Here is a 26,763-nt window from a genome sequence, read left to right on the forward strand (position 1 = left end):
GCCGCGGCTAAGTGCGCGGCTAAATATTGAGCTGGCTTTTAAAATCCGAAAATACTAAATGCAAAAAACTTCGTTGCGACGGTATTTACAAAAATGAGTAATAAAATTGCAGGGATAAACGTTGATAGCGAAAAGTTCACATACTTCTCTGTAAAGCTACCGATATAGCCGTCACAGCCTTGGCTTAGCTCTGCTGATAGGTTTGCTTTTTTCCAGCGGTACATTACGAATAAACACACCATTAAGCCATTAAGCGGTAAAATTGTGTCGTAAAACACATCATATACAATATCAAATAAACTCTTATCTGCGCCGCCATAATTAACAAATTTGGTTAATGACTCAACCATACCAAATGACATAGTACACAGCACAGTTAATACGCCTGTTGATAGGGTTAGGATAGCCAACGCTTTTTTACGACTAATGCCTTTACGATCACTTAAGGTTGCTGTAGGTACTTCGACAATCGATACAAGTGACGTAATTGCCGCAAAAAAGACCAATAAAAAGAATATAAACGCAACAATTGATGCACCCAGGTAGCCAATATCAGCTTGTAATGCTAATAAGATTTTTGGTAGGTATACAAAAATCATTGATACTGATGAGTCTGATAACGTACTTGGGTCGGTATTTGGATTGAAACTAAAAATAGCTGGAAGCACCATTAGTCCGGCAATAAATGCAACAAGCGAATCAGTTACCGCAACCATTTTAGCACTACCAACAATGTCGTCTTTCTTAGAAATATAAGATGCATAAGTCATTAAAATACCCATACCTAACGACAATGAGAAAAATGCTTGGGCTAAGGCACCATTTAGTACACTGGCATTCATTTTGCTAAAATCGGGTACGATATAGTACTTTACACCCGCCATCGCGTTATCAAGCGTTAACACATACACGACAAGTGCTGTAAGTAACACAAATAAAGCTGGCATCATAAACTTAGCCGCTTTCTCAATGCCTTCTTTTACACCACCAACTAAAATCAGATTAACAATGATAGCAACCACTGCCATATAACCAAATACGGTATAGCTATTAATAAAGGTGCCAAAGTTATCTGGTTGGGCCAAGGCATCTAGATTACCGAATGCAGTTTGTGATAAATAACCAAAAATCCACACAGTAATCACCATATAAAACACAGCAATCATAAATGGCGTTAATACCGCTAAGAAGCCCGCAAAGTTCCATTTAGGATCATTGCCCGCTAATAATTTATATGAACCAAGCGGATCTTTTTGCGCTTTACGACCCATTGCCATTTCAGCCATCATTACAGGTAAACAGATAAAAATGACAAACAGTGCATAGACTAACAGGAAAGCACCACCGCCGTTTTTTGTAGCTGAAACAGGAAAACCTACTAAGTTTCCGATACCTACAGCAGAACCGGCTGCCGCTAAAATAAAACCGAGGCGGGAGCTAAAATGCTCGCGTTTTTCGCTCATTTAAAAACCTTATTATTATTTTCTCAATCAAGCGACTCTACCAGTGTTATACCGCGTATTTCAAGCTTTATAAGTTAAAGTTATATGGGTTTGTGTAAAGATTATTACGCAAATAATCTCTCGTCTACTCAGCAGAATATGCTACTATTTTTTCAAAATAACATTGAGAACACATTATGCTGTATATGATTTATTCAACAGACGTTGAAAATAGTTTGGAAGCACGTAAATCTGCTCGCCCTGCTCACTTAGCTCGCCTTCAAGAGTTAGACGATCAAAATCGTTTATTTACAGCAGGCCCACTACCAGCCATTGATAGCGAAGACCCTGCTGAAGCAGGTTTTACAGGTTCATTAGTGGTTGCTGAGTTTGATTCATTAGAAGCAGCAAGGGAATGGGCAGCAAACGACCCTTATATTGCAGCTGGCGTTTACGATAATTCAGTTGTAAAGCCATTTAAAAAGGTCTTTGGTTAATTTTTAACTAGAGTGAACTTTCCTGCTGCAATAATTCAGTGTTTGTTCACTGCTTGTTAACTAAGATCATCTCGTTAAATCACATAATTTAACGTTTTTACTTGAGTTTTAGTTACTTGGTTAATTAAACTAAATGGGTCTGGTTTAGGAGTTTCCCGTCATGCGCGTATTATTAGCCTTCAGTTTTAGCCTACTATTTGCACTTTCGAGCTTTCAAGCAGCTGCAAGTAACAAGCAAGCTGATGAGGTCAGTAAAAAGCAAGCAGTGTTGATTGCAAAAAAAGCGGAAGACGGTAGAACCCTCAAAATCACAGAGCAAGAAAAAGTATATACCGTTAGAATATTAAAAACGAACGGACACGTGGTCGATATCCATGTGAACAAAAAGACTGGCGAAGTGAAAAAGGATTAAAAATGCGAATTTTAGTAATTGAAGATGATTTACACTTGGCAGACAATTTACGTAATGCCCTTGAGAAAGAGCGCTACAGTGTAGATCTTTGTCACGATGGCGAAGCTGGTTTATTTCATATTACAGAATACCCTCTTGATATGGCAGTAGTCGATTTAGGCTTACCAAAAGTAGATGGCATTGAACTGATCACAAAAGCACGTGCACAAGGTATTACTATTCCTATCTTAATTTTAACGGCGCGTGACCGTTGGCAAGATAAAGTAGAAGGTTTAGATGCGGGCGCTGATGATTATCTTACTAAACCGTTTCATGTTGAAGAGTTAATTGCACGCTGTAACGCACTTATTCGCCGTAGTGCGGGTAAAGCAAACCCAGAAATGACCGCTGGTCCAATCAAAATTCATACTCGCTCTCAGCAAGTATGGGTAGATGACAGAGAGCTTAGCCTTACAGCATATGAATACAAAGTACTTGAGTACTTAATGGTTAACCCACAAAAAGTGATCTCTAAGTCAGAGCTAACTGAGCATATTTACGACCAAGACTTTGATCTTGACTCAAACGTAATTGAAGTATTCGTACTTCGTTTACGTAAAAAGCTTGACCCCGACGGTACACTAAATCCTGTAGAAACATTACGTGGTCGTGGTTACAGGCTTAAAAGTCAGTGGTAGCATCGCAAATACCGCTTAAAGTAAGACAAGGATTTATCCTTGTCTTTGTTTTATTAGTTGCCTTACCGATTTTGTTTTTCTCAATTGGTAAGGCTTATTACGCCTCCTTGGTCGAAGCGACCGAAAAAACGCTCGAAGCCCATTTATACTCACTTATTTCTGAAGTCGACTTTACAGAGCGCGGCATAGTGATGCCAAGCACCATTCTCACACCAGAACTCAACAGACTAAACTCAGATACTTACGCCATGATTTATCGTGGGGATTTACCTGTTTGGTACTCTGAATCAGCAACGAATATTAATTTTATTCCAGACGAATTCGAAGCCCCAGCTGGTTCAGCAGATTTTCGCCGTGTTGAATATAATAATGTGGTTTATTGGCAGCTTACCCTGACCGTTATTCTAGAAAACATAGATCAATCCGAACATGCACGGTTTATTTTGCTAAAACGTAATGATGCGCTACTAAGGCTAATGGATGGATTTAAACAAACATTGGTTAACTGGATGTATGTTATGGGCGTGGCAATCGCCGCATTAATGGCCATCGGTTTTGTTTGGAGCGCAAGACCCTTGCAACGTTTAGACAAAGAGATCAAATCTATTGAGTCTGGCGATAATCAGCAAATTAAAGGCCTTTACCCAGTTGAGCTACAAACAATTAAGGCAGATTTAAATTTATTACTTGAGTCGCAACAACGTCAAAAGGAGCGCTATCGTGCCTCGTTAAGCGATTTAGCACACGCGTTAAAAACCCCATTGGCTGTACTGAAGTCCAGCCCACTTGCTAATGATGCTGACGCTCAAGAGCAGTTAGATCGCATCAATGTGATGATCGAACATCAATTAAAGCGAGCCGCCACTGGTGCGTCTGACACATGGAAAAAACAGACTCTCGTGAAGCCCATTATTGATTCAATTTTGAGTGCCATGTCGAAGGTTTATCGTGACAAAGATATTATTTTTACTTGTGAAGTAACAGAGAAAGATTACTTCTTAGGTGACAAAACTGACTTAATGGAATTGTTAGGAAACCTAATTGATAATGCCTGTAAAGCATGCCGCTCACAAGTCGACATCAAAGTTTTGCAAAGTAAATCTTTGACAATCAGTATCAGTGATGATGGACCTGGCGTGCCCGTTGACAAGCGTGAATCATTATTAACAAGAGGCACCCGATTGGACACTTATGAAAGTGGTCATGGTGTTGGTATGGCTATCGTGTCGGACTTAGTAAACTCTTATAATGGCCACTTAACAATTGGTGACTCCGAAAAGCTTGGTGGTGCTGAGTTTATTTTAGAGTTTAACTATCGTGATAAAAAATAATATGAAACACCCGATATTGACAGTTTTTTTAGGATTTATATCATTTCAAGCATTCTCTATCGATGCTCAAGAGCAATGCACGTTACACGGCAATACACCTGCTCAAACAAAGCAATATATTCGTTGCTTAGATAAAGTCATTGCGGATTTGGAACGCGAACAAAAAATGTGGGTGAATAAACTGACTCTAGATCTGGAAAAGATAAAAGAAGATACAGGTAATAGCCAACTATTACCTATATTTTTACGCAGTGTAAAAAACCAAGCCAGCTACCAAGAGGATAGTTGCCGTTGGCGTTACTTACAGAAAATGCCAAATGCAACTAAGGCAGCTATCACCTACAAACAATGTGAAATCAACATACTTAATCAGCACCTAAGTGTGTTAAAGCGCCCATTAAAGTAAGAAGGCGCATCAGCGCCTTTTAGTCATCTAATTTAAGCTCTTCACCGTTTCCTAGTAAAGTTGCGAGCCAACGCCCTTCTTGGCTTGTTTCGAGGGCTATTTTAACTATCATAGTTAATGGTACGGATAACAGCATTCCAACTGTTCCCATCAACCAACCCCAAAAGATTAAAGACAAGAATACAACTAACGTTGATAAACCCAAACCTTTACCCATAAATTTAGGCTCAACGATGTTACCCATAACCGTATTTATTACTAGGTATCCACCCGCAATAACCCCAGCAACAAGCGGGCCTTGTGTTATTAAAGCTAATAATACCGCCGGTACGGCCGCAATAATCGACCCAATATTAGGGATATAATTGAGCATGAATGCCACAACCCCCCATAACACAAAGTAATCAACACCAAGTGCCCACAACATAGAACCAGCAAGCAGGCCGGTACCCAAACTTACTAACGTTTTTATCGCTAGATAAGAATTAATTGAATCTAAAAAACGATCAACTTGCTTCATTTTCATTTCAGGGTCATCTAATGCCATATGTACTTTTTTGCTTAGCATGGGCCCTTCAAACAGCATAAATACTACCGTGAGAATAATGAGAAACATATTTGCCATTACCCCACCAAGGCCAGTGAGCATATTTGTAGCCACATCAATCATTTTACCGGGGTCAAATAAAGAAATAATCTGCTCTTTATCAATCAGGATGTTATAGCTGGCAGCCACATTAACAACCCACACAAACTTTTCTTTTAACTGAGCTTTGTATTCAGGTAGGTTCTCTGAGAAATCTGTCATAGATTGGCCGACTAATCCGGCAAGGCTTATCCCCACACCTACAATCATCATCATGACGAAAATCACGGCAATAACCTTGGGAATACCATATTTGGCAAAAAAACGGATCAGAGGATTACATATAATGGCAATAAAAGCTGCCAAAACAAAAGGGATTACAATTACACTTGCAGCTTTAATACCTGCTAAAACAACAACTAAAGCAGCAAAGATAACTAAACTTTTATTTACACCAGTCAAACTCGACAAAATAAAATCCTTGTGAATTATTTTCTCCAGTGTAAGTCAAATAGACTCTAAAAGAAATCTCTACAGAACTGGCACAGTTAATGCCTACTTTGTACACATTATTTGAACAAACTATGACCTTAAGTTACCATTGAGCAGTCGTACTTAAAAGGAGCTAGGGATGACGCATTTATCAGAGCAAGAGTTGTCTTTTTTTAATAGCCTGTTTGAGGCTGAACAAAGTATTGATGACCCTATCAACACTAAAATGTCATTAAATCTCAACCTACCAGATAAACTGAGTGGATTGCTGAAAAATGCCAAGCTAACACTATTGGCAGAAGTAGGTATATACCAATTGTGGTTTCCATTAGAGTTCACGACAGATGAAAGAGGCCAATTAACGCCGGTTCTTAGCGCTCCCGAAGTAATTGATACAAAAGGAGTTGAAAGGAGTTGGCGGACACCCGACCTTGACCTGCAAACAGAAAAGTATGTTATTTTATCACTATCGAGTACTGGGCTACTATTACAACCAAAACATGCAGAGGCTGTCTTAGAGCAAGAAATTACACTTGCTTTTAACTTACCCAACCAAGAACATGTGATGATTAGAGCTAAACCAGTTAGAGCAACCAGCAAAGGCATTGCCGCTAAAATTATTAAAGTATGTGAAGGCCAAGATGCAATGCGTCAATACTTATTCGACATTCACAAACATCATCACGCAAAGTTATATGAACAAGGAAATATAACGACTGAACTCATCTAGTTGCATGACATGCTGCGCTTCGATAAGCTCGCTTTTTTGCAGCAAATCCAAATAAGGTATTTTATGAGTTATCCTATCGGAACCCCTGGTACACCTTGGAATGATGAAGACAAAAAAGCATGGCTTGCGCTTCAATCAGTAAAGCGTAGCTACTCAGATGATGTTGTATCACAGCTAGATTCTTTAACAGAAAAGTTCGATGTTGAACGCTATGGTACGCTTGACTATGACATTAATAGCTATCCACTTTTCATTTTAAAAAGCAAAAATTGGCTAAATAACAAACCATGCGTGTTAGTAACAGGTGGCGTACACGGTTATGAAACGAGTGGCGTGCACGGCGCATTAGCATTTGCCAAAAAAGCAGCTACCGATTACCTTTCACACTTTAATATTTTGATTGCACCTTGTATTAGCCCTTGGGGTTACGAAACTATTAACCGTTGGAATCCGACTGCAACTGATCCAAACCGCTCTTTTTATCAAAATAGTCCTGCGCAAGAATCAGCAGCAATCATGCAGTACCTAGCTGATAATTCAATTGCACCTTACGCACATATTGATCTCCATGAAACAACCGACACTGATAATAGCGAGTTTCGTCCAGCGCTTGCAGCCCGCGATGCCAAAACACATGACAATTGGAATATACCAGATGGATTTTATCTTGTAGCTGACAGCGAACGTCCTGAACATGCATTCCAAACGGCAATTATCAAATCAGTTGAAAAAGTTACCCACATCGCCCCAAGTGATGAGAATAATCAGTTGATTGGTGTGCCGCAAACTCAGTTTGGTGTGATTAATTACGAAGCAAAAAAGCTCGGCTTATGTATGGGCTTAACTGATGCAAAATTTGTTACAACAACTGAGGTTTACCCTGATAGCCCTCAAGCAAGTAGCGAAATTTGTGTCGATGCTCAAGTAGCGGCAATTACAGGTGCTCTTGACTACATTGTTAACAAAAAGTTATCCAACCTTTAAATACCAAACAATTAAATTATTCATTTAAAACAAAAAAGCAAAACAAAAACCCAGAAAAAAGCATAAAAATAGAATTTTTATGCTTTTTTTGAATTGTACAATAAATAGCTAGACAGGTTCTGTGAATTGTATAAAATTCGCGCTCTTTTTAATTCGAAAGGGAAGCAAATTGGAATTTAAGAATCACTATGGCAGTGTCAGTATCATCACTGAAGGTTCAATTATTATTGGACAATTTTCTGGTAATATAAACGCACGTTTAGTCAACAACTTCGCTACGGGTTTAAAAAAGCATGTCAGTGCTTTAGCTGGGCGTCCGTGGGCTTACATTAGTCATTCTACACACCTACTTGCAACGACTCCTGATGCAGAACGAAGTTTTGCCAATTTATTTCGCGCTTTACAGGGTACAAACTGTATTGCCACAGCATATATGTTCAGTTCTTCAATTGTACTTAATCAAATGAAACGTATCATTGCAGAAGCTGAAGCTCCAATACAAATTCTTGATTGTTTATTTGATGATTTGCAAAGCGCCAAAGCCTATGTTTTAAAACAACTTGAATTCGCTGAAATGGCTTGTTAACAAGCCATTTCGTCGTCTAATTTGTATTAATTTTTATAGAACTTTGTCTCTTTGGTTATCGCTATACTTGCATCTTCTAGTGCTTGAATATGAAAGCTAATTGGCGTTACCTTTGACTTTAATTCATACCCATCAGCAACCACGGTAACAGGCACCCTCTTCATTTGACCTGCATCAATCGTTATCGCTTCTGGCACCTGTAGGTTTGCTTCTTCTATACCAGTAATACCAATTGAATAGCTCAAACTATGCTGAGTTTTATTGATGATTGACAAAGTGTATGGGTTTTCAACCAGCCCTTCAAAGTTAACACGATACAAAGCATTACGGTCACGAATAACTGATGCTTCAATGGGCGTGCGCATAGCGACCCAAACAATCATAGCAACCACAAATAAGGCCGTTAAACCGCCATATCCAAGTAGTTTTAATCTAAATGGGTTTGTTGTTTTTCCTTCCATTTGCTTTTCTGAAGCGTACTTTATTAGCCCCTTTGGATAATTAAATTTTTCCATGGTACTGTCACACGCATCGATACATAAGCCGCAGTTTATGCATTCATATTGCAAGCCGTTGCGTATATCAATACCGGCTGGACATACTTCTACACACAGGTTACAGTCAACACAATCACCTAAGCCTAATTCCCTTGGATCAGCTTTACGTTTACGCGCACCACGAGATTCTCCTCGCTCTTGATCATAGGTGACTACCAGCGTGTCTTTATCAAACATCACAGACTGAAAACGTGAATATGGACATGCTACCGTACACATTTTTTCGCGCAGAAAACCGGCATTGCCATAGGTGCAAAATGCGAATAAGAAAACCCAAAAGCTAACAAGCCCTGACATATCAAGAGTGAATAAACTCATGTATAAAGACTTAGCAGGTATAAAATAAGCCATAAATGACATAGAAGTGAGTAAAGAGATGACAAGCCAAACAGCATGCTTGGTTATTTTCTTTTGCCACTTACTTGCTGACCAAGGGGATTTATCAAGTTTGATTCGTTGGTTACGGTTGCCTTCGACTTTATGTTCAACCCAAGTGAACATAAGCATCCAAATTGTTTGCGGGCAGGTATAGCCACACCAAACTCGGCCTAACCAGTTCGTCACAAAAAACAATGCAAAAGCACCTGTCATAAATAACATGGCTAAAATCATAAAATCTTGAGGCAACAGTGTTAACCCAAACAAGCTAAATTTTTGTGTTGCTACGTCGAGTAAGACGGCTTGACGCCCATCATACTGAATCCACGGAATGGCGATAAACGTCAACATCAGCACCCAGCCTAAGTAACGGCGGATACGTTGGAAGTGCCCTTTTTGCTCTCGGATATAAATCGGCCCTTCTTGGTTGTAGGGCTTGATGATTAAGTCTTGCTCTTTAATATCAAATTTCATTTTGCTACTTACTTCTATGTCGGTAATAACCTTACAGAGCAACTATCAGGCCAACTAAAAATAAAATTAAATAATTGATATTAAAGAATATTTTTACATTTAGGGCATTTAAAACCGCGAAATATCACGAACAACCGCGTTATTTCGCGAAATTACGTTTTATAGCCAGCTTTTTCATTTTTGATCTAAGAGTACTTTCGGGTAAACCAAGCAAAGTAGCAGCGCCATTTTCACCTGATATTTGGCCGTTACACCGCTTTAGTACCTCGCAAATATGCTGCTTTTGTACAGCAGCAAGCGAGACAACTTGCTCATTTGTTTGCTCGTTATTCAGAGGTGCAGAGAGTTGTAGCAAAGCTTGTTTTGATAAAATAGCTTCACGCTCGAGGATATTTTGTAGCTCACGAATATTGCCAGGCCAATCATAATTAGCCAACTTAGTGAGCGTTGCTTTGCTAAGCCCCTTTAGCTGTTTACCTAAGCGCTTGTTAAGCTGAGTGATTATGTTTGCCGCGAGAAGTGGAATGTCTTCCTTGCGCTCACGCAGCGCAGGAACACGAATAGGAAACACATTTAAGCGATAATACAAGTCCATTCGAAAGCTGCCCTGCTCAACCATTTGCCATAAGTTTCGATTAGTTGCGGCTAATACTCGGATATCGACTTTTAAGGTTTGGCTACCACCCACGCGCTCAAACTCTTGCTCTTGTAGCACGCGCAGTAACTTACTTTGCGCTTCTAATGGCAGCTCTGCCACTTCATCTAAAAATAGCGTGCCTTTATCAGCCAGTTCAAAACGCCCTTTTCTGCGCTCATTAGCACCTGTAAACGCCCCTTTCTCATGACCGAATAACTCTGATTCTATTAAATTTGCAGAAAACGCTGCGCAATTTACTTTAATAAATGGCTGCTCAGCGCGGCTACTTAAACGGTGTAGGTTTCTTGCCACCAGCTCTTTACCGGTGCCATTTTCACCTAAAATCAAAACCGTACTGTTCGTTTGACTCACTAGGGTTATTTGCTCAAGCATACTTTGAAACGAATGACTTTGCCCGACTAAACCCGACCCCTGCCAGTCTTCATTTAATTCAGAAATAAGATAGGCATTCTCAGCTTGTAATTGCTCAGATAAGTGCTGAACTTGGGCTAGAGCATCGCGCAATGCAACTTCAGTTTGTTGCTGTTTTGAGACATCGCGAAAAATCGCGACAGCACCAATCAAGGCGCCATTTTTGTAAACAGGTGTTGAAGTATATTCAACGGCAAAATAGCTACCATCTTTACGCCAGAATACCTCATCATTTACATGGCGGTGTTTACCATCAAACATGGTACAGTATATTTGGCATTCATCTGCAGGGTATGGTGAGCCATCTTTACGAGTATGGTGATGATATTGGTGAATTTTTTTACCTAGAAGTTCTTCTGCTTTCCAGCCAGTCATACGCTCAGCAGCTGGATTGACGAATACTGCATTACCCGATAAATCAAAGCCGTAGATGCCTTCACCTACAGCATTTAATAAAAGAGTTGGATCATTTAAAAATTCTTTAATCATAGCAAAACGTCTATTCGCGAAATATCACGAGACATTATCGCAACGAATAATCATTTAAACAAGCTATGAAAAAAGCCAAAAGAGCACTATAAAAATGCTCTTACTAATTAAAAAGTTACATCGCAGGAACTAAGCGGATTTCCCCTTGTGCTACTTGCAGATCGAGTGGCAACTTACTTAGTAAAGCTATTTTCGGGTCACTCGTATTAAGCTTGTAAACAGGATTGACCGCTAAAAACCCATTAATTACTTGCATGGCTTGATCATCAAGTAAACTTAAGTTCCCTTTAAAGCCAGCGGTATCTACATGGGTATCTAACAATTTTACATTACGTAAAAACACGGCTTTTTTCTCACTGTCATAAAAAGGGCTACCTTCTATTTGCAGCTTTAGCCGTACTGGGTATTTAAGTGCAAACGCATTAACAACAGCGCTTGAATCGGCACCTAACACAATAACATCACGTTTTTCGGGACCGACATTGACACTTAAATCGTTAACTGCAAATTCTACAGGTAAGCCCATTAATTTTATTTGTTCTTTAAATTTTGGTAGTTGGTTTGATAAAGCCGCTTCAATTTCTGAATTCGTGAATGAATAAACCGAAATGCCTTGCTCTGTGCTTTTACATGCCCCTAACAATAAGCAAGTTAAAAATAGTAAAATTCTCATAGTCTTCCCCGAAAAAAGCCGCTAGTAAGCGGCTTCATAAATAGTCGTTATTGTGCAAATATTGCTTTAAGCCTTGCTAGTGTGTCAGGTGAAACTGAACCTCCACTGACCGCTAAAAGCTGTTTTAAATAGTAATAAATATCTGCTTGCTCTCCACGGTGCTTATCATCAAGCATTGCTACTTGCTCTGTCATGCGTAGCTGACTATCGGCAGATTCTACACCAGCTAAAATTTCAATACGTGTTAGCAATTGCTGCGCGTTTAATACTGTTGTCAATGGCGTTTGGAACTGAGTAGGGATATCAGTATCGTCCTCAAGCGCTGTAAATAAAGCATCGAGCTTAGATTGCTCTGCTTGTTTACTCATTTGCGCTGTTTTTGCATTAATTGCCGCCTCTAACCGAGTAACACGAGTTGATAACGCTTTCGAATAATCAAGCCCTGCAAGCTTAGCAGCTAAGTCTTTAAGCTGAGCAAGATGTACCACTGTTTCAAGTGCAGATTCAAGCTCAGTTAACAGCTCTGCGACAACTTCGTCATTTTGTTGCTGCACTTGCTTTTGCTGTTCAAACTCAGCACTGCGCTTGGCAAATGTTTCGTCATTAACACGTCTAAATTGCTGCCATAAAGTGTTTTCTGCTTTCATTCCTGCAAAGCCAATCGTTTGCCAAGTTTGTTGAAGTGCTTTGAGCTCTTGGCACGCTGATGCTAAATCATCGCTTTGAGATAACTGTGTTGCTTGCTCTACCAGCGCTGCTTTTTGCTCAGCATTTACTTTATGAAACGCCACTAGCTGAGCTTGCACTTGTGACTGCGCCGCTTTGAATTGTGCTTGCAACTCACGATACGTTTTAGGGTCAACATTACCAGCAGAACGCCATGCTTTAGCAATCCGATTAAATTTACTTTCAAACTGCTTCCAATCAAACTCATCAGACTGAGTATCCTGCTCATTTAGCTGTTGCATTTGCGTGATAATATCAACACGCTGTGATTTAGCTTGCTCACGTTGTTGCTCTTGCTCAGCGAAATATTCACGACACGGCGCAAACAGTAACTCTACTAGCTGATCAAATTGTTCACCTTGGCGTTTCTCTTCTTCTGTATCAAGACGCCCTAACTCATTCCAACGTCGACGTAACTGTTTAACTTGCTCTGCACGCTGTTTAGGGTCAGTACATTCTGTTGCCGCTAATTCACTTACTTCTTTAAGTAGTGCTTCACGCTTTGGCGCAGATGCGTATTTTTGCCAATCTTTCGCTTCCGCTAATTGTGATTCAAGGTCAGATTTAAGTGAATCAAGTGGTTGCCTATATGACTCGCTGAGTGTGTCATATAGCTCTTCAAAGCCTTTAAAAACACCAAACGCAATATTAAAACGGCCTTGTTCAATCAAACGTTTAACATCTCGTGCTTTTCTCTTAGCTGCTTGCTGGTTTTTAGCAAGTTTAGTCGCAAGTGGCGCCATCGCTTCTTGCCACATGTTGACACGTTCTGTTAGTGCCGCATTTAAACTACCTTGTAATCGCGTAGGGATCTTAGACAATTTTTGACGAGCATTTTTTTGCTCTGTTTTAAACTCTCGCTGCAGCTCATCAAACAGTGCTTCATCACCACTTGGTTCAATCGCAGATAAGGTTTCAAACGCTTGTTTGTATTCAGCTATCGAAGTAACAAGTGTTGGTAATTGCTCTACCTGCTCAAACAAATTCTCTAAGCGTTTTTTAACATCTCGAACATTTTGGTTATCAGTTAGTTTTGTCTCAGTAAGTGCCTCTTTTGCTTGTGCAACTTTCGCCTCTAGCCAATCTTGTTGGATTTGTTCAGGCTCTTCCATCCCAAGCTGTAGAGCATTCTCAATTTCTTCTGATAACGCTTCAAGTGTTGCCAGTGCAAGTACTTGACGTTGCTGCTCCAATAATAATTGTTGAGCAATTTCATATTCATTACGAAGCGAAGCCAGGTGAACATCTAACTTTTGAGTGATCGCTATGTATTTTTTATCAAGCGCTTTAACTTGTTCTTCATTCAACCACTTAAGTTCAATCGCTTGCCATTGCTGTAACAAATCAGCATGTTGTTGAGATACCAGTTGAAAATCAGTTTTATCACGTAATGCATTCAGTTTCGCCAACACAACACGTGTGTCTGCCTCCACCTTAGCCGGCATTTCAACAGCTAAACGCTCATTTTCAAGATGGGTGTTTAGCTGCTGCTGAGCTTGTCCTTTGGCATGCTTTAATAATGGTTTAGCCAATTGATGATTGATTACCAACTCAACAAGCTGAGCTTGTAATTCTTCGCTGCCTTCTTTAAATGCTTTATCAATCAAGTTAGCATTGGCTAAACGCTTTAATAATTTAACCCGAACCTGAATTTCTTTTTCTGCAAATGCTAACTTCTCAAGTGTTTTAACTGGTGCATAACGCTCGATAAATTCATTTTTAATATTGGCATCTAATTGGCCATCTGTGCTTAAAACAGCTTGATTGATATGGTGCTCTGCTAGCTCTTTCAGAGCTTGATCTTGCTTATAAACCTGCCACCATAAAACAATATCATTCACTTTATTCAAGGCTTTTTTACGGATTTCAGCAGAACTGTCTTCAAGTGCAATACTGTTTAAGATATTAGCATCACGTTCTCTATCAAGGCGCTCAACGGCTGCCAAACGAATTTGGTTTTTAGGGTGCTTCCATTTTGGAGTAAACAGGTGTTTAAAGATCATTTTCACTAAACCTAGCTATTTCATTTTCTGATGCGAATTCTTTTTGCAATTGAGCTTTGCTCTTTTGCACCATTTCACCATTTTCACCAATGGTAAATTGCTCATTGGTTTGCGAAACTTTAGCTTGGTAAAGCATCACGAGCTGAACGGTTTGTTGTTTTTGCTCTTCAGTTAATGGCGTGCCATCAGGCCACTTGCCTGTTGAGGCGCCGTACTGGAGACGCTCAAATACGTCTGGGGTGATATTTTTAACTATCTGATCAATATTCATGTTACTTTTTCTTTTTCAAAACTACTAAATAGATGCGGCTTACGATATACCAAACAAAACCTACAGCCATTGCCGCTGCATAGGCATACCACTCAAGAGACTTTGCTTCGGGGTGCATAAAGTAATAACAAAAAAAGCCCCCTAAAAATAAAATCAGCGCGAGGAAAGAGTGATTCATAAACTTTTGTTGTTTACGAATGCGCGTTTCTTTTTGCATTTGTTGCATTTGTTCATTGCTAAGATCGGTAACTTGGCATTCACAATGCGGACATTGCTTATGTTTATCAGATATTGATTTTGCACACTGCGGGCAACTAATAATCGCCATATCTTTCTCCATACTACGCATAAAAAAGGCGCCTTTAGGCGCCCTTTATTGTACTCGTTTTATGAGCCGATGTCTTATTTGAATTTCATTCAATTATGAAGATTCGAAAACTACAATCATCAAACTCGTCTAAAAATACATTTTATTCTTTTTCTTTAGCCTTTTGTGCTAAACGCTTTTCCCAGAAGATCGCATTTTTGATGCCTAACTTAACTGGATCAAAGGTAATTTCACCACCCGCTTTCTTTTGATCTTCATAATCACGTAAACAGTTAAGTGCAGGTTTTGCGACAAAGAAGATAGCTAAAATACCAACAATATTAATCCAAGCCATTAAGCCAACACCAATATCACCAATAGCCCAAATATAGCCAGAGTTATTTACCATACCGTAAGCAACCATGAACATGATAACCACTTTAACAACAACTAACGGAATGCTACCTTTAAAGTAACGATTTAAATACGCTACATTGGTTTCTGCAATATAGTAATAAGCAAGGATTGTAGTAAACGCGAAGAAGAACAACGCAATACCAACAAATGCTTCACCAAAGCCGCCAAATACGCTAAATAGTGCCATTTGGGTAAAGGCTGCTGAACCTACTTCCGTTGCTGCATCAACGTTTTGCACTATGAATTGACCTGCAGGTAACTCACCCACAATATTATACTGCTTCGTGATAAGGATCATTAACGCTGTTGCAGTACACACAAAGATTGTGTCCACGTAAACAGAAAATGCTTGCACTAAGCCCTGTTGAGCTGGGTGATCAACTTCTGCGGCAGATGCTGCATGAGGGCCTGTACCTTGACCTGCTTCGTTTGAGTAAATCCCACGCTTTACACCCCAACCAATTGCCGCACCAAAGCCAGCTTGAGCTGTGAATGCATCAGATAAAATCATTGAAAAAATACCCGGTACTTTATCCAAATTTATAAATACTACGATTAGGGCTAGTACGATGTAACCTAATGCCATAAATGGCACTACAATTTGTGTGAAGTTAGCAATACGCTTAATACCGCCGAAGATAATAAACGCAAGCACGATTAGGATGATAGCCAGCGCCACTAATTTGAAGCTACCCACTTCGCCAAAGCTGGTGCTAACCAGTGTACCTTCACCAAATACTTGCGTAAATGCATTACCTACCGCATTTGCTTGTACGCCAGGTAAAAATACGCCACAGGCAACAATGGCTGATACAGCAAATAATACAGCTAACCATTTTTGCTTTAAGCAACGGTCAAAATAATACGCTGGACCGCCTCGATATTGACCATCTTCTTCAGATTTATAAATTTGCCCAAGGGTAGACTCTGCATAGGCTGTACTTGCTCCTAAAAATGCCACCACCCACATCCAGAAAATAGCACCAGGTCCACCAAAGCCAATTGCCGCAGCAACCCCAGCAATATTACCCACACCAACACGGCCAGATAATGAAACAGCTAGCGCCTGGAATGATGAAATACCGGTATCTGAGTTATTGGAGCTTAGCAATAACTTACACATTTCTTTGAAATGTCTAACTTGAGCGAAACGGGTTAAAACGGAATAAAATAGACCTGCACCTAGACATAAATAAATGAGTGCATTACTCCAGATTATGTCATTGACGGCACTTACAAGAGCTTCCATGGATATCCTCTATGATGATATTTTTTATTGTTAGTTACGATACTCTGCGTGAGCTTGTGAGAATACGCGACATATATGTGTGAGAAATATTAATAAAACTTAATAACGTCTCAGCGAAACGTATTGAATATTAACTTAAACACCCCATCTTTGTTAACAGTTAATTTTCAAAATGACGTGTACGTGACATTAATTAACATTCATTGTGCCATTCGTAAGCATCGCTGAAACTCTTATCACTAGATACAATTACGGGCATCAGTTTTGCTGATGCCCGTAATGTGCGTTATCTTAGTTTATCGACCACGTTCACGATGGCCGCTAACGTATCTTGACCAAATTGATACGAACGGCGGTCTGACCAACCGTAATCAGGATCTGGTAAATCATCGTTATCTTTAAATGGCATCTCTACCGTATACGCTAATGCATTAAATTCATGGGCAACAGCCGAAGAACCTACCGTTAAGTTAGCCTGGCCCGGCTCATCTTTTGGATAACCATGCTCGTCTTGGAACTCTGGCGTCACAGTTAAAAGCGCGGCTTTAAAGCTATCTTCTAACTCTTTTAAGCGATCATCGTAGCCTGGGATACCTTCACTACCGGCAACAAAGTTATAAGGGATCGCTTCGTCACCATGAATATCCAAGTGCATATCAAGGCCCGTTTCGCGCATCTTGTTGAGCACCAAGAATACTTCTGGGCTATTTTCCATGCTCGGTGTTTGCCACTCACGGTTTAAGTTAACGCCTTTCGCGTTTGTACGAAGGTGACCACGCACACTGCCATCAGGGTTCATGTTCGGCACGATATAAAATACTGCTTTAGACAAGAGTGCTGCAGCATGTGGGTCTTCATCGTCAAGTAGTTTATGAAGTAAACCTTCAACATACCACTCAGCCATTGTTTCACCTGGGTGTTGGCGTGCAGTGACCCAAATGATCTTTTTATCATCACTTGGGATACCCACACGCAATACACTCATGTCGCGACCATCAAGTGTTTCACCTAACGTTTCTAGTTCACATGCATGCTGGCTTTGTGCCCATGCAAGTAAATCTAAGTGACGGTCATAGCTATATGGGGCAAAGTAAGCAAAGTACATGCTGCCACATTCAGGTTCAACTTCAAAAGATAGCGTGCCATCGGCATACTCAGAAGGAACACGGAACCACGTTTGACGGTCGTATGATGCAACAGCGTGATAACCTTCCCAGCCATCAGGATACGCTGAGTTTTTTAGGTTATTTATGTGTAATTTATGGTTTTGAAACGGTGTTGTTTCAAGACGAAAGTGAAACCACTGGAAAAAATCAGACTGATTGTCTTTATTAATTTCTAATTGAATATTCAGTGGATCAACGGCTTCAATAACCTTGATATTACCACTGTCAAAATTGCTGGTGATTTTCATTCTATAAACCTATTGGTTAAAAATAATTCTTAGCTATTCGCTTGTTAGTTAAGAATTAAGTCAACGCTCTTGTGTAGAACGTTTTGTTAGTAATATGATGTAGACGTAGCACAGCCTATCACATGCAGAAAATTTGCAAACACTTTCACGACTAAAAAAGCCAGCATAATGCTGGCTTCTAGATTCTTTAATATTTAGCTATTAGCGAGGTAAGCTTGGGAAAGTTACTTCAGCCATGTCACGCATACAACGTACAACCTGACAGCTATAACCAAACTCATTATCGTACCAAACGTAAAGCACAACACGATTGTCATCTACGATTGTTGCTTGTGAGTCAACAACACCTGCGTAACGGCTACCCACTAAGTCTGTAGAGACGATTTCAGTTGAGGCTGTGTAATCGATTTGGTCACGAAGATCAGAGTAAAGTGCTGTTTCACGTAAGAACGCATTGAGTTCTTCAACAGTTGTACCTTTTTCAAGGTTTAAGTTCAAGATAGCCATTGATACGTTTGGTGTAGGAACACGGATTGCATTACCAGTTAGTTTACCTTCAAGCTCAGGTAACGCTTTAGAAACCGCTTTTGCAGCACCCGTTGACGTGATAACCATGTTAAGTGCAGCAGCACGACCTCGACGCTCAGCTTTGTGGTAGTTATCAATTAAGTTTTGGTCATTTGTGTATGAGTGAACAGTTTCAACGTGACCGTTCTTGATACCAAACTTATCGTTAAGCGCTTTTAATGTCGGTGTAATAGCATTGGTAGTACAACTTGCTGCACACACAATTTTATCTTCAGGTTTGATATCTTGGTTGTTTACACCGTATACGATGTTTTTAATATTGCCTTTAGCAGGTGCAGTTAATAATACTTTTGCAGCGCCTTTCGCTTCTAAATGCTGACCAAGGCCGGCTTCGTCTTTCCAGATACCTGTGTTATCAACAACAAGTGCATTGTCGATGCCGTAAGCTGTGTAATCAACTTCGCTTGGTGAGTTAGCGTAGATAACTTGGATGTAACTACCGTTAGCTTTAATTGCATTACGCTCTTTATCAATGGTGATAGAGCCATTGAATGGACCGTGAATAGAGTCACGACGCAGTAAGCTTGCGCGCTTTTCTAGGTCGCCGTCTTTACCGCCACGTACGACGATCGCACGTAAACGTAAATCAGCATAAGGGCCTGATTTCTCAATTAATAGACGCGCTAATAAACGACCGATACGACCGAAGCCATATAACACAACATCACGCGGCTCTTTACGCTCTGCATTAGCGATTTCTGCCAACTCGTCAGTTAGGTACTCTTCAACTGAACGACCTTTAGCTGCATCATTAAATAAATAACCATACGCTAGTTTACCAATATCGATACGTGCTGAGTTTAAGTCCATTTTGCTAATCGCTTCAAGAAATGGGAAGCTTTCACGTAAACGTAGTTTTGTACCTTCAAACTGAGCAACGGTCTTATGTGCTTTGATGATATCGATTGTACTGGCATTAACGAGAGGACGGCCATATACAGCAATTTCGATACCACGACTACGGTAAAGCTTACCAATAATTGGTTGCATGCTTTCTGCGTAGTCTTGACGTTCTTGCCAGCTGCTTGTGTATTCTAACTCGTGAGATGAGGTCATTTTTTTTACCTAATTAAACAATTTTGAACGGATAGCCATAAAAATGCACTGTGATTTGAGAGCAGCACATCTCTGGCAGGAGTATTCTAATTTAAACTCAGATGATTCTCCACTGTTACAGATCAATTCATTGCGCTAGAATAAAGTAGTATTTATTAACTTGAGGTTAAGGAATGTTATTAAGAGCAAGCCTGCTGCTTGGTTTATTGGCATTAACTGGGTGTGAAGATCCGCTAACACTGGCCAAAGTGTGTGAAGAAACCCCTGGCTTTTGTAGTGATCTAAATAAAGATAGCCACTGTAAAGAGCAACGCAAAGACGTCATCATGCAACGTTATATTGAATATAAGTCGCCTACCGATGAAAATAAGTATCAGCTTTTAAAAGGCTTTGAAAAGTATGACCAATGCGTGTCGTTAGCCGCAAAGATTGAGCATATAAAACTTAAAGAAAAAACAACCTCACGCGTTGAAGGCCACTTGACGAGCATTAAGGAAATGACCCGTATCTTCCAGGATACTAAAGATACCAAACACCCAGGCCTTCTTTACTATCACTGGTCACGCAATAATGACCAATCGGCGTTAACCAAGTTGCTTGCTTTAGAAAATGATAAAAGTGTCACTGAAAATGCTGAAATGCAATTTTTCCTTGCCAGTTATTATGTAAAGTTTGATGATGAAAAAACCATCGACTTGCTTTACAAAACACTAGAACTCAATAAAGCAGACGAAACCCCAAATTCTGAGATCTACCCAACTTTAGTCAGCTTGTTTTATAAACATGAGAAATACAAACACGCATATACTTTCGCACGGGTTGCACAGTTATCTGGCTACGAAAATGTTGATATTTTACCAATCGAACATAAGTTAACAGCCTCAGGTAAGAGCCTAGATAGCTTAGATGATTTAGCACAACAAACCTACGACAGTATCCAAGCAGGTAAGTTTGTGTCCCCTCGTGACTTTTAAACTGCAAAAAGAAATAAAAAAGGCAGCTAACGCTGCCTTTTTTCATTTTGATTTGCTTGTGCCAACTTCAACGCGAGTTTTTAACTTCTGACCGGGTCTAAAAGTTACTACTCGGCGTGCCGAAATAGGGATATCTTCGCCTGTTTTCGGATTACGGCCTGGACGTTCTTTCTTATCTCGAAGATCAAAGTTACCAAATCCAGAGAGCTTAACCTGCTCACCTTTTTCTAGCGCTGAGCGGATTTCTTCAAAAAACGCTTCAACTAAATCTTTGGCATCTTTCTTATTAATCCCGAGTTTTTCAAATAGGTGTTCAGCTATGTCGGCTTTAGTAAGCGCCATATCTAGTCCCTCAACGATGCGTTAAATTGTTCGGCCAGTGCGGCCACCACATTATCAACTACCTGATTGATATCTTTCTCTTCGAGCGTTCTATCAACCGCTTGTAGTGTTAGAGCAATCGCCAAACTCTTATAATTTGGCTCAATACCTTTGCCCTTATACACATCGAATAAGTTTAGGTCAACCAATTGATTTCCGCCAACTTTTTCTATGACATTTAAAATATCGCCAGATTTTACGTGATCTTCCACTAAAATCGCGATATCACGGCGGTTTGACGGGAATTTCGACACAGCCACAGCTTCTGGTAATTTTCTTTTTTCTAATGCAGACATTTCGATTTCAAACACAAATGCTGTGTTATTGATATCTAGTGACTTTTGCACTTGTGGGTGCACTGCACCAAAGAAGCCTACTTTTTTACCATTAACATAAATAACCGCTGATTGGCCTGGGTGTAAGCCATCAGACTGCTCTGCTTTTATCTCAAAACGTGATGAATCGTTGCTAATCGCTAAAAGTGCTTCAACATCACCTTTTAAATCATAAAAATCAACGCTACGTTTTTCTTGAACCCAATGTTCACCGTGAGCAAGACCAGAGATAACACCTCCGATCACAGCAACTTGGTTTACACCATTCTCAGCATTCTCGTCGCGTAAGAATTTTAAACCATGCTCAAATAAACGTACACGGGGTTGCTGACGGTTTTGGTTATACACTAATGATGCTAATAAACCCGGCATTAAGCTGACACGCATAGCTGACATTTCAACTGAAATTGGGTGTGGCAATACAAGTGCATCACTTTGCGGGTGTAAAATTGCTTGTGCTTTTGGATCAACGAAGCTGTAGGTAATTGCTTCTTGGTAACCACGTGTAACAAGCGTATTACGGAATTTAGTGACCGCAACATGCGACTCATCATGGTTAGTCATTTTTAACTTAGCAGTTGGTGCAACGTTAGGAATGCTGTTATAGCCGTAAACACGCGCAACTTCTTCAATTAAATCTTCTTCAATACGAATATCAAAGCGATAGCTAGGTACGTCAGCGCTCCATACGCCATCAACAATTTTTACGTCTAAACCTAAACGCGTTAGGATGTCAGTGACTTTTGCATCATCAATATGGTGGCCAATTACGCGGTCTAAACGCTCACGACGTAAACGTACCTCTGTCACTTTTGGTAATTTGTCAGTTGCGACGGCTTCAACAACAGGGCCTGCTTCACCGCCAACAATCTCAAGAAGTAATGCTGTCGCACGTTCCATTGCATCTTTTTGCAGCGCAAAATCTACACCACGCTCGTAGCGATGTGATGCATCTGTGTGTAAACCGTAGCTACGTGCTTGACCCGCAATAGCGACAGGGTTGAAGAATGCACTTTCTAATAAAATGTCTGATGTTGCTTCAGTTACACCAGACTTTTCACCACCAAAAATACCCGCGATAGCAAGCGCTTTGTTGTGATCAGCAATCACAAGCGTAGACTCGTTTAGTTTAGCTGTGTTGCCGTCAAGCAGAACTAACTCTTCACCCGCGTTTGCGCTACGTACTTTAATACCACCTTCAATCGCATTTAAATCAAATGCGTGCATTGGGTGACCTAGCTCTAATAACACGTAGTTTGTTACATCAACAACAGGGTCAATTGAACGAATTCCACTGCGACGAAGCTTTTCTACCATCCAAAGCGGTGTTTCTGCCTCAAGGTTAATACCTTTGATTACACGGCCTAAATAACGAGGGCACGCTTCATCATTGACAAGCTCAATTGATACTTTGTCATCAATCGTTGCAGCAACTGGTGCAATTTCAAGTGTATTCACATCAACACTGTTAAGTACGCCCACTTCACGCGCTAGACCTTTAATACCTAGACAATCACCACGGTTTGGTGTTAAGTCAACATCAATAATGTTGTCATCAAGGCTTAAGTATTCACGTAAGTCTGTGCCGACTGGTGCATCACTTGGTAATTCCATGATGCCATCGCCTTCTTCGCTGATACCTAATTCAACGAATGCGCACAGCATACCGTGTGAAGGTTGACCACGAAGTTTGGCTTTTTTGATTTTGAAGTCGCCAGGTAATACAGCGCCAACAGTCGCAACCGCTACTTTTAAACCTTGGCGACAGTTAGGTGCACCACACACGATATCAAGTAGCTCATCACCACCTACGTTTATTTTCGTTACACGTAATTTATCAGCGTCAGGGTGTTGACCACATTCAACCACTTCACCAACAACAACGCCTGTGAACTCAGCCGCTGCAGGCTCAACACCGTCAACTTCAAGACCAGCCATTGATAACTGTTCCGAAAGAGCCTGTGTGTCGATTGCTGGGTTAACCCACTCTCTTAACCACTTTTCACTAAATTTCATTTTATATCTTCACTCTTAACGGAACTGGTTTAGGAATTTTAAATCGTTTTCGAAAAATGCACGTAAGTCGTTTACGCCGTAACGCAACATAGTCAAGCGCTCAACACCCATACCGAATGCAAAGCCTGTGTATTTTTCTGGATCAATACCCACTGATTTAAGAACGTTAGGGTGAACCATGCCACAGCCTAATACCTCTAACCACTTGCCGTTTTTACCCATAACATCAACCTCAGCTGATGGCTCGGTAAATGGGAAGTAAGAAGGACGGAAACGAATTTCCATGTCTTCTTCAAAGAAGTTACGTAAGAAGTCGTGCAGAATACCTTTTAACTCAGTGAAGCTTACATCTGTATCAACCATTAAACCTTCCACTTGGTGGAACATTGGCGTGTGTGTTTGGTCGTAATCGTTACGATAAACACGACCTGGAGAGATGATACGCAGTGGTGGCTGCTCAGTTTCCATGGTACGGATTTGTACACCACTGGTTTGTGTACGTAACACAAGCTTAGGGTTGAAATAGAAAGTATCGTGATCAGCACGTGCTGGGTGATGCTCAGGAATATTTAGCGCATCGAAGTTATGAAAATCATCTTCAACTTCAGGACCTGATTTAACCGCAAAACCTAGCTCACCAAAAAAGCTTTCAATACGTTCAATAGTACGAGTTACTGGGTGTAAGCCACCTGTTGGCATAACACGACCTGGTAAAGTTACGTCGATTGTTTCTGCCGCTAGTTTCTCTTCAAGAGCCTTACTTGCTAGTAACTCACGCTTTTCGTTAATGGCTGTTTGTACTTCTTGTTTTGCTTGGTTAATCACTTGACCCGCTTCTTTACGCTCTTCAGGAGCAATCTTGCCTAGCGTTTTAAGTAAGTTGGTGATTTCACCTTTTTTACCAAGGTAATTAACCCTGATATCTTCTAATTGCGCGATTTCATTCGCACTGGCTACAGCCTCGAGTGCTTGCGCTAAAATATTTTCTAAGTTCATTGAGTACCTGGTCTTTCACAGAAGGATTTTGTAATAGCTAATGATAACTGAAAGCAAGGACTAGATTCTAGCCCTACTAAAGCTTTAACGTTGATTTTATAAAAGGAATTGTTAATTTTCTTTGCGCAGCCATAGAGGCATGGTCAAGTTTATCTAAAACATCGAGTAGTGCGCGCATATCGCGGCTTAGTCGCGTTAATAAAAAGCGCGCACATTCGTCGGTCAGTTCAAGACCACGCATGTGAGCACGGCGTACAAGTGCTTCAGCTTTGTCATCGTCACTCATTGAGCGTATTTGCAATGTCGTGCCCCATTTCAAACGCGATACAAGATCAGGTAGATTGATATGCAGCATATCAGGTAATAGATCGGCAGTGACAACCAAGTATTTACCTGGCTCGTTAAAGCGATTGAAAAAGTTAAATAAGCCTTTTTCCCACGCATCATTACCAGCCACTAAATGAACGTCATCGATACATAAAACATCAAGAGTCTCCAAGCCATCAAGAACCATAGGCCCGTAATCAATCACCTCTCTCATAGACAGTAACATCGTTGACAAACCACGTTCTTGGGCGTCAATACAGGTTGCGTACAACAAGTGAGACTTTCCAGAATCACCTAAACCACATAAATAAGTATATTGGAATTTACTGCTTAGTTTTGTAAATGCATCTTTAAGATGACTAACCTCAAGAGAATTTTCGCCACCAAAATAAGACGTAAACGTTTCATCATCAGGTAACGTAACCGGCAGTGCCATTTGCATAGGATCTTGCACTAGAATTAAAGCCCCTGCCACTGATATTCAAGTTCATCTTGATTAATGATTTGATAGAAATCTCGAGGGTCCTGATAGGCTTTAAAGGCACTATCAAGTTCTAATGCTTTTCTAAAATCGTTCATACTGCCTGTGTGATTAACATGGAATTGCACCATATCAGGTGTACGTAGCAAAATTTCTACACGGGTAACAACACTCAAAGTTGCTAATCGACGTTTTGCAAGTTCAATATCAACAAAATTATTAATACCCTTTAAATAAAATTTTGCTGATGCAAGTTGGCCAATCGTAGTTGGGTCTATCGCATACTCTAATGCTAAGCCTGAGGCTAAACTATCAACCATATCAGCAACAATCTGTTGCTTATCACCTACCAGACGATTAGTTTCGAAAAGATCGTCATTTGTAAAACGCCAATCAAGGATCCACGTTTCTGAATCTTGTTGTTGATACATTCTTGCAGTAATACTTCGCTCTGCACTATAACGACTCGACGCACGCTCTACTGGCTCAGAAAAGTTACCCCATACCTCAGGAATACCAACAATTGAGCGGTCTTGTAGATCAAGTAAAGGGACAACGACTGCTAAACCACGCTCACCTGCTTTATCGTAAATTAGCTGTTCAAGTTGCGGGTAGGATTCCTGTGTTACCAGCTCCCGACGCCAGTTATCTTCTATTGCAAGCCAAATAGCGACTAAAGGACGACGCGTGCCCCATAATGGCAAGCCAAGCTCCTTAATCAGCGCATTAATTTTGTTCGCTTCAAACTTAACGACCAGATTTAAACTACCATCTGCTTTTTCGTCGTATTCGAACTTGAGCATGTAATCTGATATGTCACGAGTACGCTGTTTAGCAACAGGATTTTGATCTGCAGTTGTATCACCACTGACCTTTACCAACACATTGAGCAGTGCTTCACGACTGGCAGCTAAGCGAGCATCACGTGATTTATCTGCAACTTTAAGGGTATCTTGATATAGATTAGTCACCTCAACAGCAAAAGTTGAAGCACTCGAAAAAAATAATAATAAACAAATAAGTAATCTAGACACAGGCCATTAGTTCTTGCTTTTAAACTGTTTTGATCCTAAATCAAAGCCATAAACAAAGCAAAGTTAATTTAATGAACGCCAGCTGACAAGTTCGTCGCCACGCTTAGAGAAGTTGTTGCGAGTGTGCCTTAAGAGTCAGAGAAAATAGCGCGCACGATGTAAAATCGCGACCACATACGAAAAAACCCGTTGCATTGCTGCAACGGGTTTCTCTAATTGGAGCCATGGTGCGCTACGCAGTAGGATGTCCTACTTTCACATGGCGAATTCCACACTACGCCTACAAGGATAGAAGTAGTAGGGTCTTGGTTGGGTGTTTTATTTTTCTACAGGCAACAAAAAACCCGACTCTTTCGAATCGGGTTTCTCTAATTAGGAGCCATGGTGCGCTACGCAGTAGGATGT

25 protein-coding genes are annotated in these 26,763 nt (G+C 40.4%); 9 read left to right on the top strand and 16 right to left on the bottom strand.

The window, feature by feature from the left end; all coding sequences use genetic code 11:
- Nucleotides 1-38 precede the first annotated feature (38 nt).
- Nucleotides 39-1,463 (bottom strand): sodium-dependent transporter, encoded by a 1,425-nt coding sequence (locus L3V41_RS14345; protein ID WP_062568854.1) that lies wholly within the window; start codon nt 1,461-1,463, stop codon nt 39-41.
- A gap of 176 nt (nt 1,464-1,639) precedes the next feature.
- Here L3V41_RS14345 and L3V41_RS14350 point away from each other — a divergent pair, with 176 nt between their 5' ends.
- The 5 genes from L3V41_RS14350 to L3V41_RS14370 all read left to right on the top strand — a co-directional run bounded on the left by L3V41_RS14350 (nt 1,640) and on the right by L3V41_RS14370 (nt 4,765).
- Nucleotides 1,640-1,939: a YciI family protein gene (locus L3V41_RS14350; RefSeq protein WP_062568853.1), complete on the top strand. Its 300-nt coding sequence runs from the start codon at nt 1,640-1,642 to the stop codon at nt 1,937-1,939.
- Nucleotides 1,940-2,099: 160 nt separating this feature from the next.
- The gene (locus L3V41_RS14355) at nt 2,100-2,351 is read left to right on the top strand and encodes a PepSY domain-containing protein (protein ID WP_062568852.1); all 252 of its coding nucleotides are present in this window, start codon (nt 2,100-2,102) and stop codon (nt 2,349-2,351) included.
- 2 nt (nt 2,352-2,353) lie between these two features.
- Nucleotides 2,354-3,028 carry a response regulator transcription factor gene (locus L3V41_RS14360; protein WP_062568851.1) on the top strand — a complete coding sequence of 225 codons (675 nt, stop codon included), beginning with the start codon at nt 2,354-2,356 and terminating at the stop codon, nt 3,026-3,028.
- Complete coding sequence (locus L3V41_RS14365; RefSeq protein ID WP_062568850.1) at nt 3,022-4,359, top strand: ATP-binding protein; 1,338 nt, start codon at nt 3,022-3,024, stop codon at nt 4,357-4,359. Before L3V41_RS14360 ends, L3V41_RS14365 begins: the two co-directional genes overlap by 7 nt.
- Before the next feature lie 16 nt (nt 4,360-4,375).
- Nucleotides 4,376-4,765 (top strand): hypothetical protein, encoded by a 390-nt coding sequence (locus tag L3V41_RS14370; RefSeq protein ID WP_237127975.1) that lies wholly within the window; start codon nt 4,376-4,378, stop codon nt 4,763-4,765.
- 19 nt (nt 4,766-4,784) lie between these two features.
- Here L3V41_RS14370 and L3V41_RS14375 read toward each other — a convergent pair whose 3' ends face one another.
- Complete coding sequence (locus L3V41_RS14375; RefSeq protein WP_062568848.1) at nt 4,785-5,822, bottom strand: AI-2E family transporter; 1,038 nt, start codon at nt 5,820-5,822, stop codon at nt 4,785-4,787.
- Between the two features lie 160 nt (nt 5,823-5,982).
- Between L3V41_RS14375 and L3V41_RS14380 the strand changes: the two genes are divergently transcribed.
- The 3 genes from L3V41_RS14380 to L3V41_RS14390 all read left to right on the top strand — a co-directional run bounded on the left by L3V41_RS14380 (nt 5,983) and on the right by L3V41_RS14390 (nt 8,143).
- A complete protein-coding gene (locus L3V41_RS14380) occupies nt 5,983-6,573 on the top strand; it encodes a hypothetical protein (RefSeq protein ID WP_062568847.1) in 591 nt (196 codons plus the stop codon).
- A 63-nt stretch (nt 6,574-6,636) separates the two neighbouring features.
- A complete protein-coding gene (locus tag L3V41_RS14385) occupies nt 6,637-7,557 on the top strand; it encodes a M14 family metallocarboxypeptidase (RefSeq protein ID WP_237127976.1) in 921 nt (306 codons plus the stop codon).
- 169 nt (nt 7,558-7,726) lie between these two features.
- Entirely contained in the window at nt 7,727-8,143 is a 417-nt protein-coding gene (locus L3V41_RS14390) for a hypothetical protein (RefSeq protein ID WP_062568846.1), read from the top strand.
- A gap of 26 nt (nt 8,144-8,169) precedes the next feature.
- Here the strand turns inward: L3V41_RS14390 and ccoG are convergent, their stop codons facing one another.
- The 9 genes from ccoG to L3V41_RS14435 all read right to left on the bottom strand — a co-directional run bounded on the left by ccoG (nt 8,170) and on the right by L3V41_RS14435 (nt 19,814).
- Complete coding sequence (gene ccoG / locus L3V41_RS14395; RefSeq protein WP_062568845.1) at nt 8,170-9,552, bottom strand: cytochrome c oxidase accessory protein CcoG; 1,383 nt, start codon at nt 9,550-9,552, stop codon at nt 8,170-8,172.
- A 139-nt stretch (nt 9,553-9,691) separates the two neighbouring features.
- Nucleotides 9,692-11,110, bottom strand: coding sequence for a sigma 54-interacting transcriptional regulator (locus L3V41_RS14400; RefSeq protein WP_062568844.1), 1,419 nt, complete (start codon nt 11,108-11,110; stop codon nt 9,692-9,694).
- Nucleotides 11,111-11,225: 115 nt separating this feature from the next.
- Nucleotides 11,226-11,783, bottom strand: coding sequence for a DUF1439 domain-containing protein (locus L3V41_RS14405; protein WP_062568843.1), 558 nt, complete (start codon nt 11,781-11,783; stop codon nt 11,226-11,228).
- Nucleotides 11,784-11,830: 47 nt separating this feature from the next.
- Nucleotides 11,831-14,512, bottom strand: a complete 2,682-nt coding sequence (locus tag L3V41_RS14410) for a DUF349 domain-containing protein (RefSeq protein WP_237127977.1) — start codon at nt 14,510-14,512, stop codon at nt 11,831-11,833.
- Nucleotides 14,502-14,783 (bottom strand): DUF1315 family protein, encoded by a 282-nt coding sequence (locus L3V41_RS14415; protein WP_062568841.1) that lies wholly within the window; start codon nt 14,781-14,783, stop codon nt 14,502-14,504. Before L3V41_RS14415 ends, L3V41_RS14410 begins: the two co-directional genes overlap by 11 nt.
- A gap of 1 nt (nt 14,784) precedes the next feature.
- Complete coding sequence (locus L3V41_RS14420) at nt 14,785-15,111, bottom strand: hypothetical protein (protein WP_346656324.1); 327 nt, start codon at nt 15,109-15,111, stop codon at nt 14,785-14,787.
- 142 nt (nt 15,112-15,253) lie between these two features.
- Nucleotides 15,254-16,756 (bottom strand): alanine/glycine:cation symporter family protein, encoded by a 1,503-nt coding sequence (locus L3V41_RS14425; RefSeq protein WP_062568840.1) that lies wholly within the window; start codon nt 16,754-16,756, stop codon nt 15,254-15,256.
- A gap of 286 nt (nt 16,757-17,042) precedes the next feature.
- Entirely contained in the window at nt 17,043-18,170 is a 1,128-nt protein-coding gene (locus L3V41_RS14430; RefSeq protein WP_062568839.1) for a M14-type cytosolic carboxypeptidase, read from the bottom strand.
- 201 nt (nt 18,171-18,371) lie between these two features.
- Nucleotides 18,372-19,814, bottom strand: coding sequence for a glyceraldehyde-3-phosphate dehydrogenase (locus L3V41_RS14435; protein ID WP_062568838.1), 1,443 nt, complete (start codon nt 19,812-19,814; stop codon nt 18,372-18,374).
- Between the two features lie 173 nt (nt 19,815-19,987).
- On the opposite strand from L3V41_RS14435, the gene L3V41_RS14440 reads away from it, so the two are divergent.
- Nucleotides 19,988-20,788: a DUF2989 domain-containing protein gene (locus L3V41_RS14440; RefSeq protein ID WP_062568837.1), complete on the top strand. Its 801-nt coding sequence runs from the start codon at nt 19,988-19,990 to the stop codon at nt 20,786-20,788.
- Between the two features lie 42 nt (nt 20,789-20,830).
- On the opposite strand, the gene ihfA is transcribed toward L3V41_RS14440, so the two are convergent.
- The 5 genes from ihfA to L3V41_RS14465 form a co-directional block, all read right to left on the bottom strand.
- Nucleotides 20,831-21,130, bottom strand: coding sequence for an integration host factor subunit alpha (gene ihfA / locus L3V41_RS14445; RefSeq protein WP_036969033.1), 300 nt, complete (start codon nt 21,128-21,130; stop codon nt 20,831-20,833).
- 2 nt (nt 21,131-21,132) lie between these two features.
- Complete coding sequence (gene pheT / locus L3V41_RS14450; RefSeq protein WP_237115125.1) at nt 21,133-23,520, bottom strand: phenylalanine--tRNA ligase subunit beta; 2,388 nt, start codon at nt 23,518-23,520, stop codon at nt 21,133-21,135.
- 15 nt (nt 23,521-23,535) lie between these two features.
- The gene (gene pheS / locus L3V41_RS14455; protein ID WP_062568835.1) at nt 23,536-24,516 is read right to left on the bottom strand and encodes a phenylalanine--tRNA ligase subunit alpha; all 981 of its coding nucleotides are present in this window, start codon (nt 24,514-24,516) and stop codon (nt 23,536-23,538) included.
- Between the two features lie 76 nt (nt 24,517-24,592).
- Nucleotides 24,593-25,303, bottom strand: coding sequence for a DnaA regulatory inactivator Hda (gene hda / locus L3V41_RS14460; protein WP_193988946.1), 711 nt, complete (start codon nt 25,301-25,303; stop codon nt 24,593-24,595).
- The gene (locus tag L3V41_RS14465) at nt 25,303-26,358 is read right to left on the bottom strand and encodes a DUF2066 domain-containing protein (RefSeq protein ID WP_062568834.1); all 1,056 of its coding nucleotides are present in this window, start codon (nt 26,356-26,358) and stop codon (nt 25,303-25,305) included. The genes hda and L3V41_RS14465 overlap by 1 nt, the downstream gene beginning before the upstream one ends.
- Between the last annotated feature and the right edge of the window lie 405 nt (nt 26,359-26,763).

This window comes from Pseudoalteromonas sp. L21, from assembly GCF_021728035.1.
GTDB classification, from domain to species: Bacteria; Pseudomonadota; Gammaproteobacteria; order Enterobacterales; family Alteromonadaceae; genus Pseudoalteromonas; species Pseudoalteromonas arabiensis.

Bases quoted from the DNA above. Each gene is read 5' to 3' on its own strand.
- L3V41_RS14345 (WP_062568854.1), bottom strand. From the start codon at position 1,463: ATGAGCGAAAAACGCGAGCATTTTAGCTCCCGCCTCGGTTTTATTTTA.
- ihfA (WP_036969033.1), bottom strand. From the start codon at position 21,130: ATGGCGCTTACTAAAGCCGACATAGCTGAACACCTATTTGAAAAACTC.
- L3V41_RS14430 (WP_062568839.1), bottom strand. From the start codon at position 18,170: ATGAAAATCACCAGCAATTTTGACAGTGGTAATATCAAGGTTATTGAA.
- L3V41_RS14360 (WP_062568851.1), top strand. From the start codon at position 2,354: ATGCGAATTTTAGTAATTGAAGATGATTTACACTTGGCAGACAATTTA.
- L3V41_RS14405 (WP_062568843.1), bottom strand. From the start codon at position 11,783: ATGAGAATTTTACTATTTTTAACTTGCTTATTGTTAGGGGCATGTAAA.
- L3V41_RS14385 (WP_237127976.1), top strand. From the start codon at position 6,637: ATGAGTTATCCTATCGGAACCCCTGGTACACCTTGGAATGATGAAGAC.
- ccoG (WP_062568845.1), bottom strand. From the start codon at position 9,552: ATGAAATTTGATATTAAAGAGCAAGACTTAATCATCAAGCCCTACAAC.
- L3V41_RS14355 (WP_062568852.1), top strand. From the start codon at position 2,100: ATGCGCGTATTATTAGCCTTCAGTTTTAGCCTACTATTTGCACTTTCG.
- L3V41_RS14410 (WP_237127977.1), bottom strand. From the start codon at position 14,512: ATGATCTTTAAACACCTGTTTACTCCAAAATGGAAGCACCCTAAAAAC.
- L3V41_RS14440 (WP_062568837.1), top strand. From the start codon at position 19,988: ATGTTATTAAGAGCAAGCCTGCTGCTTGGTTTATTGGCATTAACTGGG.
- L3V41_RS14425 (WP_062568840.1), bottom strand. From the start codon at position 16,756: ATGGAAGCTCTTGTAAGTGCCGTCAATGACATAATCTGGAGTAATGCA.
- L3V41_RS14415 (WP_062568841.1), bottom strand. From the start codon at position 14,783: ATGAATATTGATCAGATAGTTAAAAATATCACCCCAGACGTATTTGAG.
- L3V41_RS14350 (WP_062568853.1), top strand. From the start codon at position 1,640: ATGCTGTATATGATTTATTCAACAGACGTTGAAAATAGTTTGGAAGCA.
- pheS (WP_062568835.1), bottom strand. From the start codon at position 24,516: ATGAACTTAGAAAATATTTTAGCGCAAGCACTCGAGGCTGTAGCCAGT.
- L3V41_RS14420 (WP_346656324.1), bottom strand. From the start codon at position 15,111: ATGGCGATTATTAGTTGCCCGCAGTGTGCAAAATCAATATCTGATAAA.
- L3V41_RS14380 (WP_062568847.1), top strand. From the start codon at position 5,983: ATGACGCATTTATCAGAGCAAGAGTTGTCTTTTTTTAATAGCCTGTTT.
- L3V41_RS14400 (WP_062568844.1), bottom strand. From the start codon at position 11,110: ATGATTAAAGAATTTTTAAATGATCCAACTCTTTTATTAAATGCTGTA.
- pheT (WP_237115125.1), bottom strand. From the start codon at position 23,520: ATGAAATTTAGTGAAAAGTGGTTAAGAGAGTGGGTTAACCCAGCAATC.
- L3V41_RS14435 (WP_062568838.1), bottom strand. From the start codon at position 19,814: ATGACCTCATCTCACGAGTTAGAATACACAAGCAGCTGGCAAGAACGT.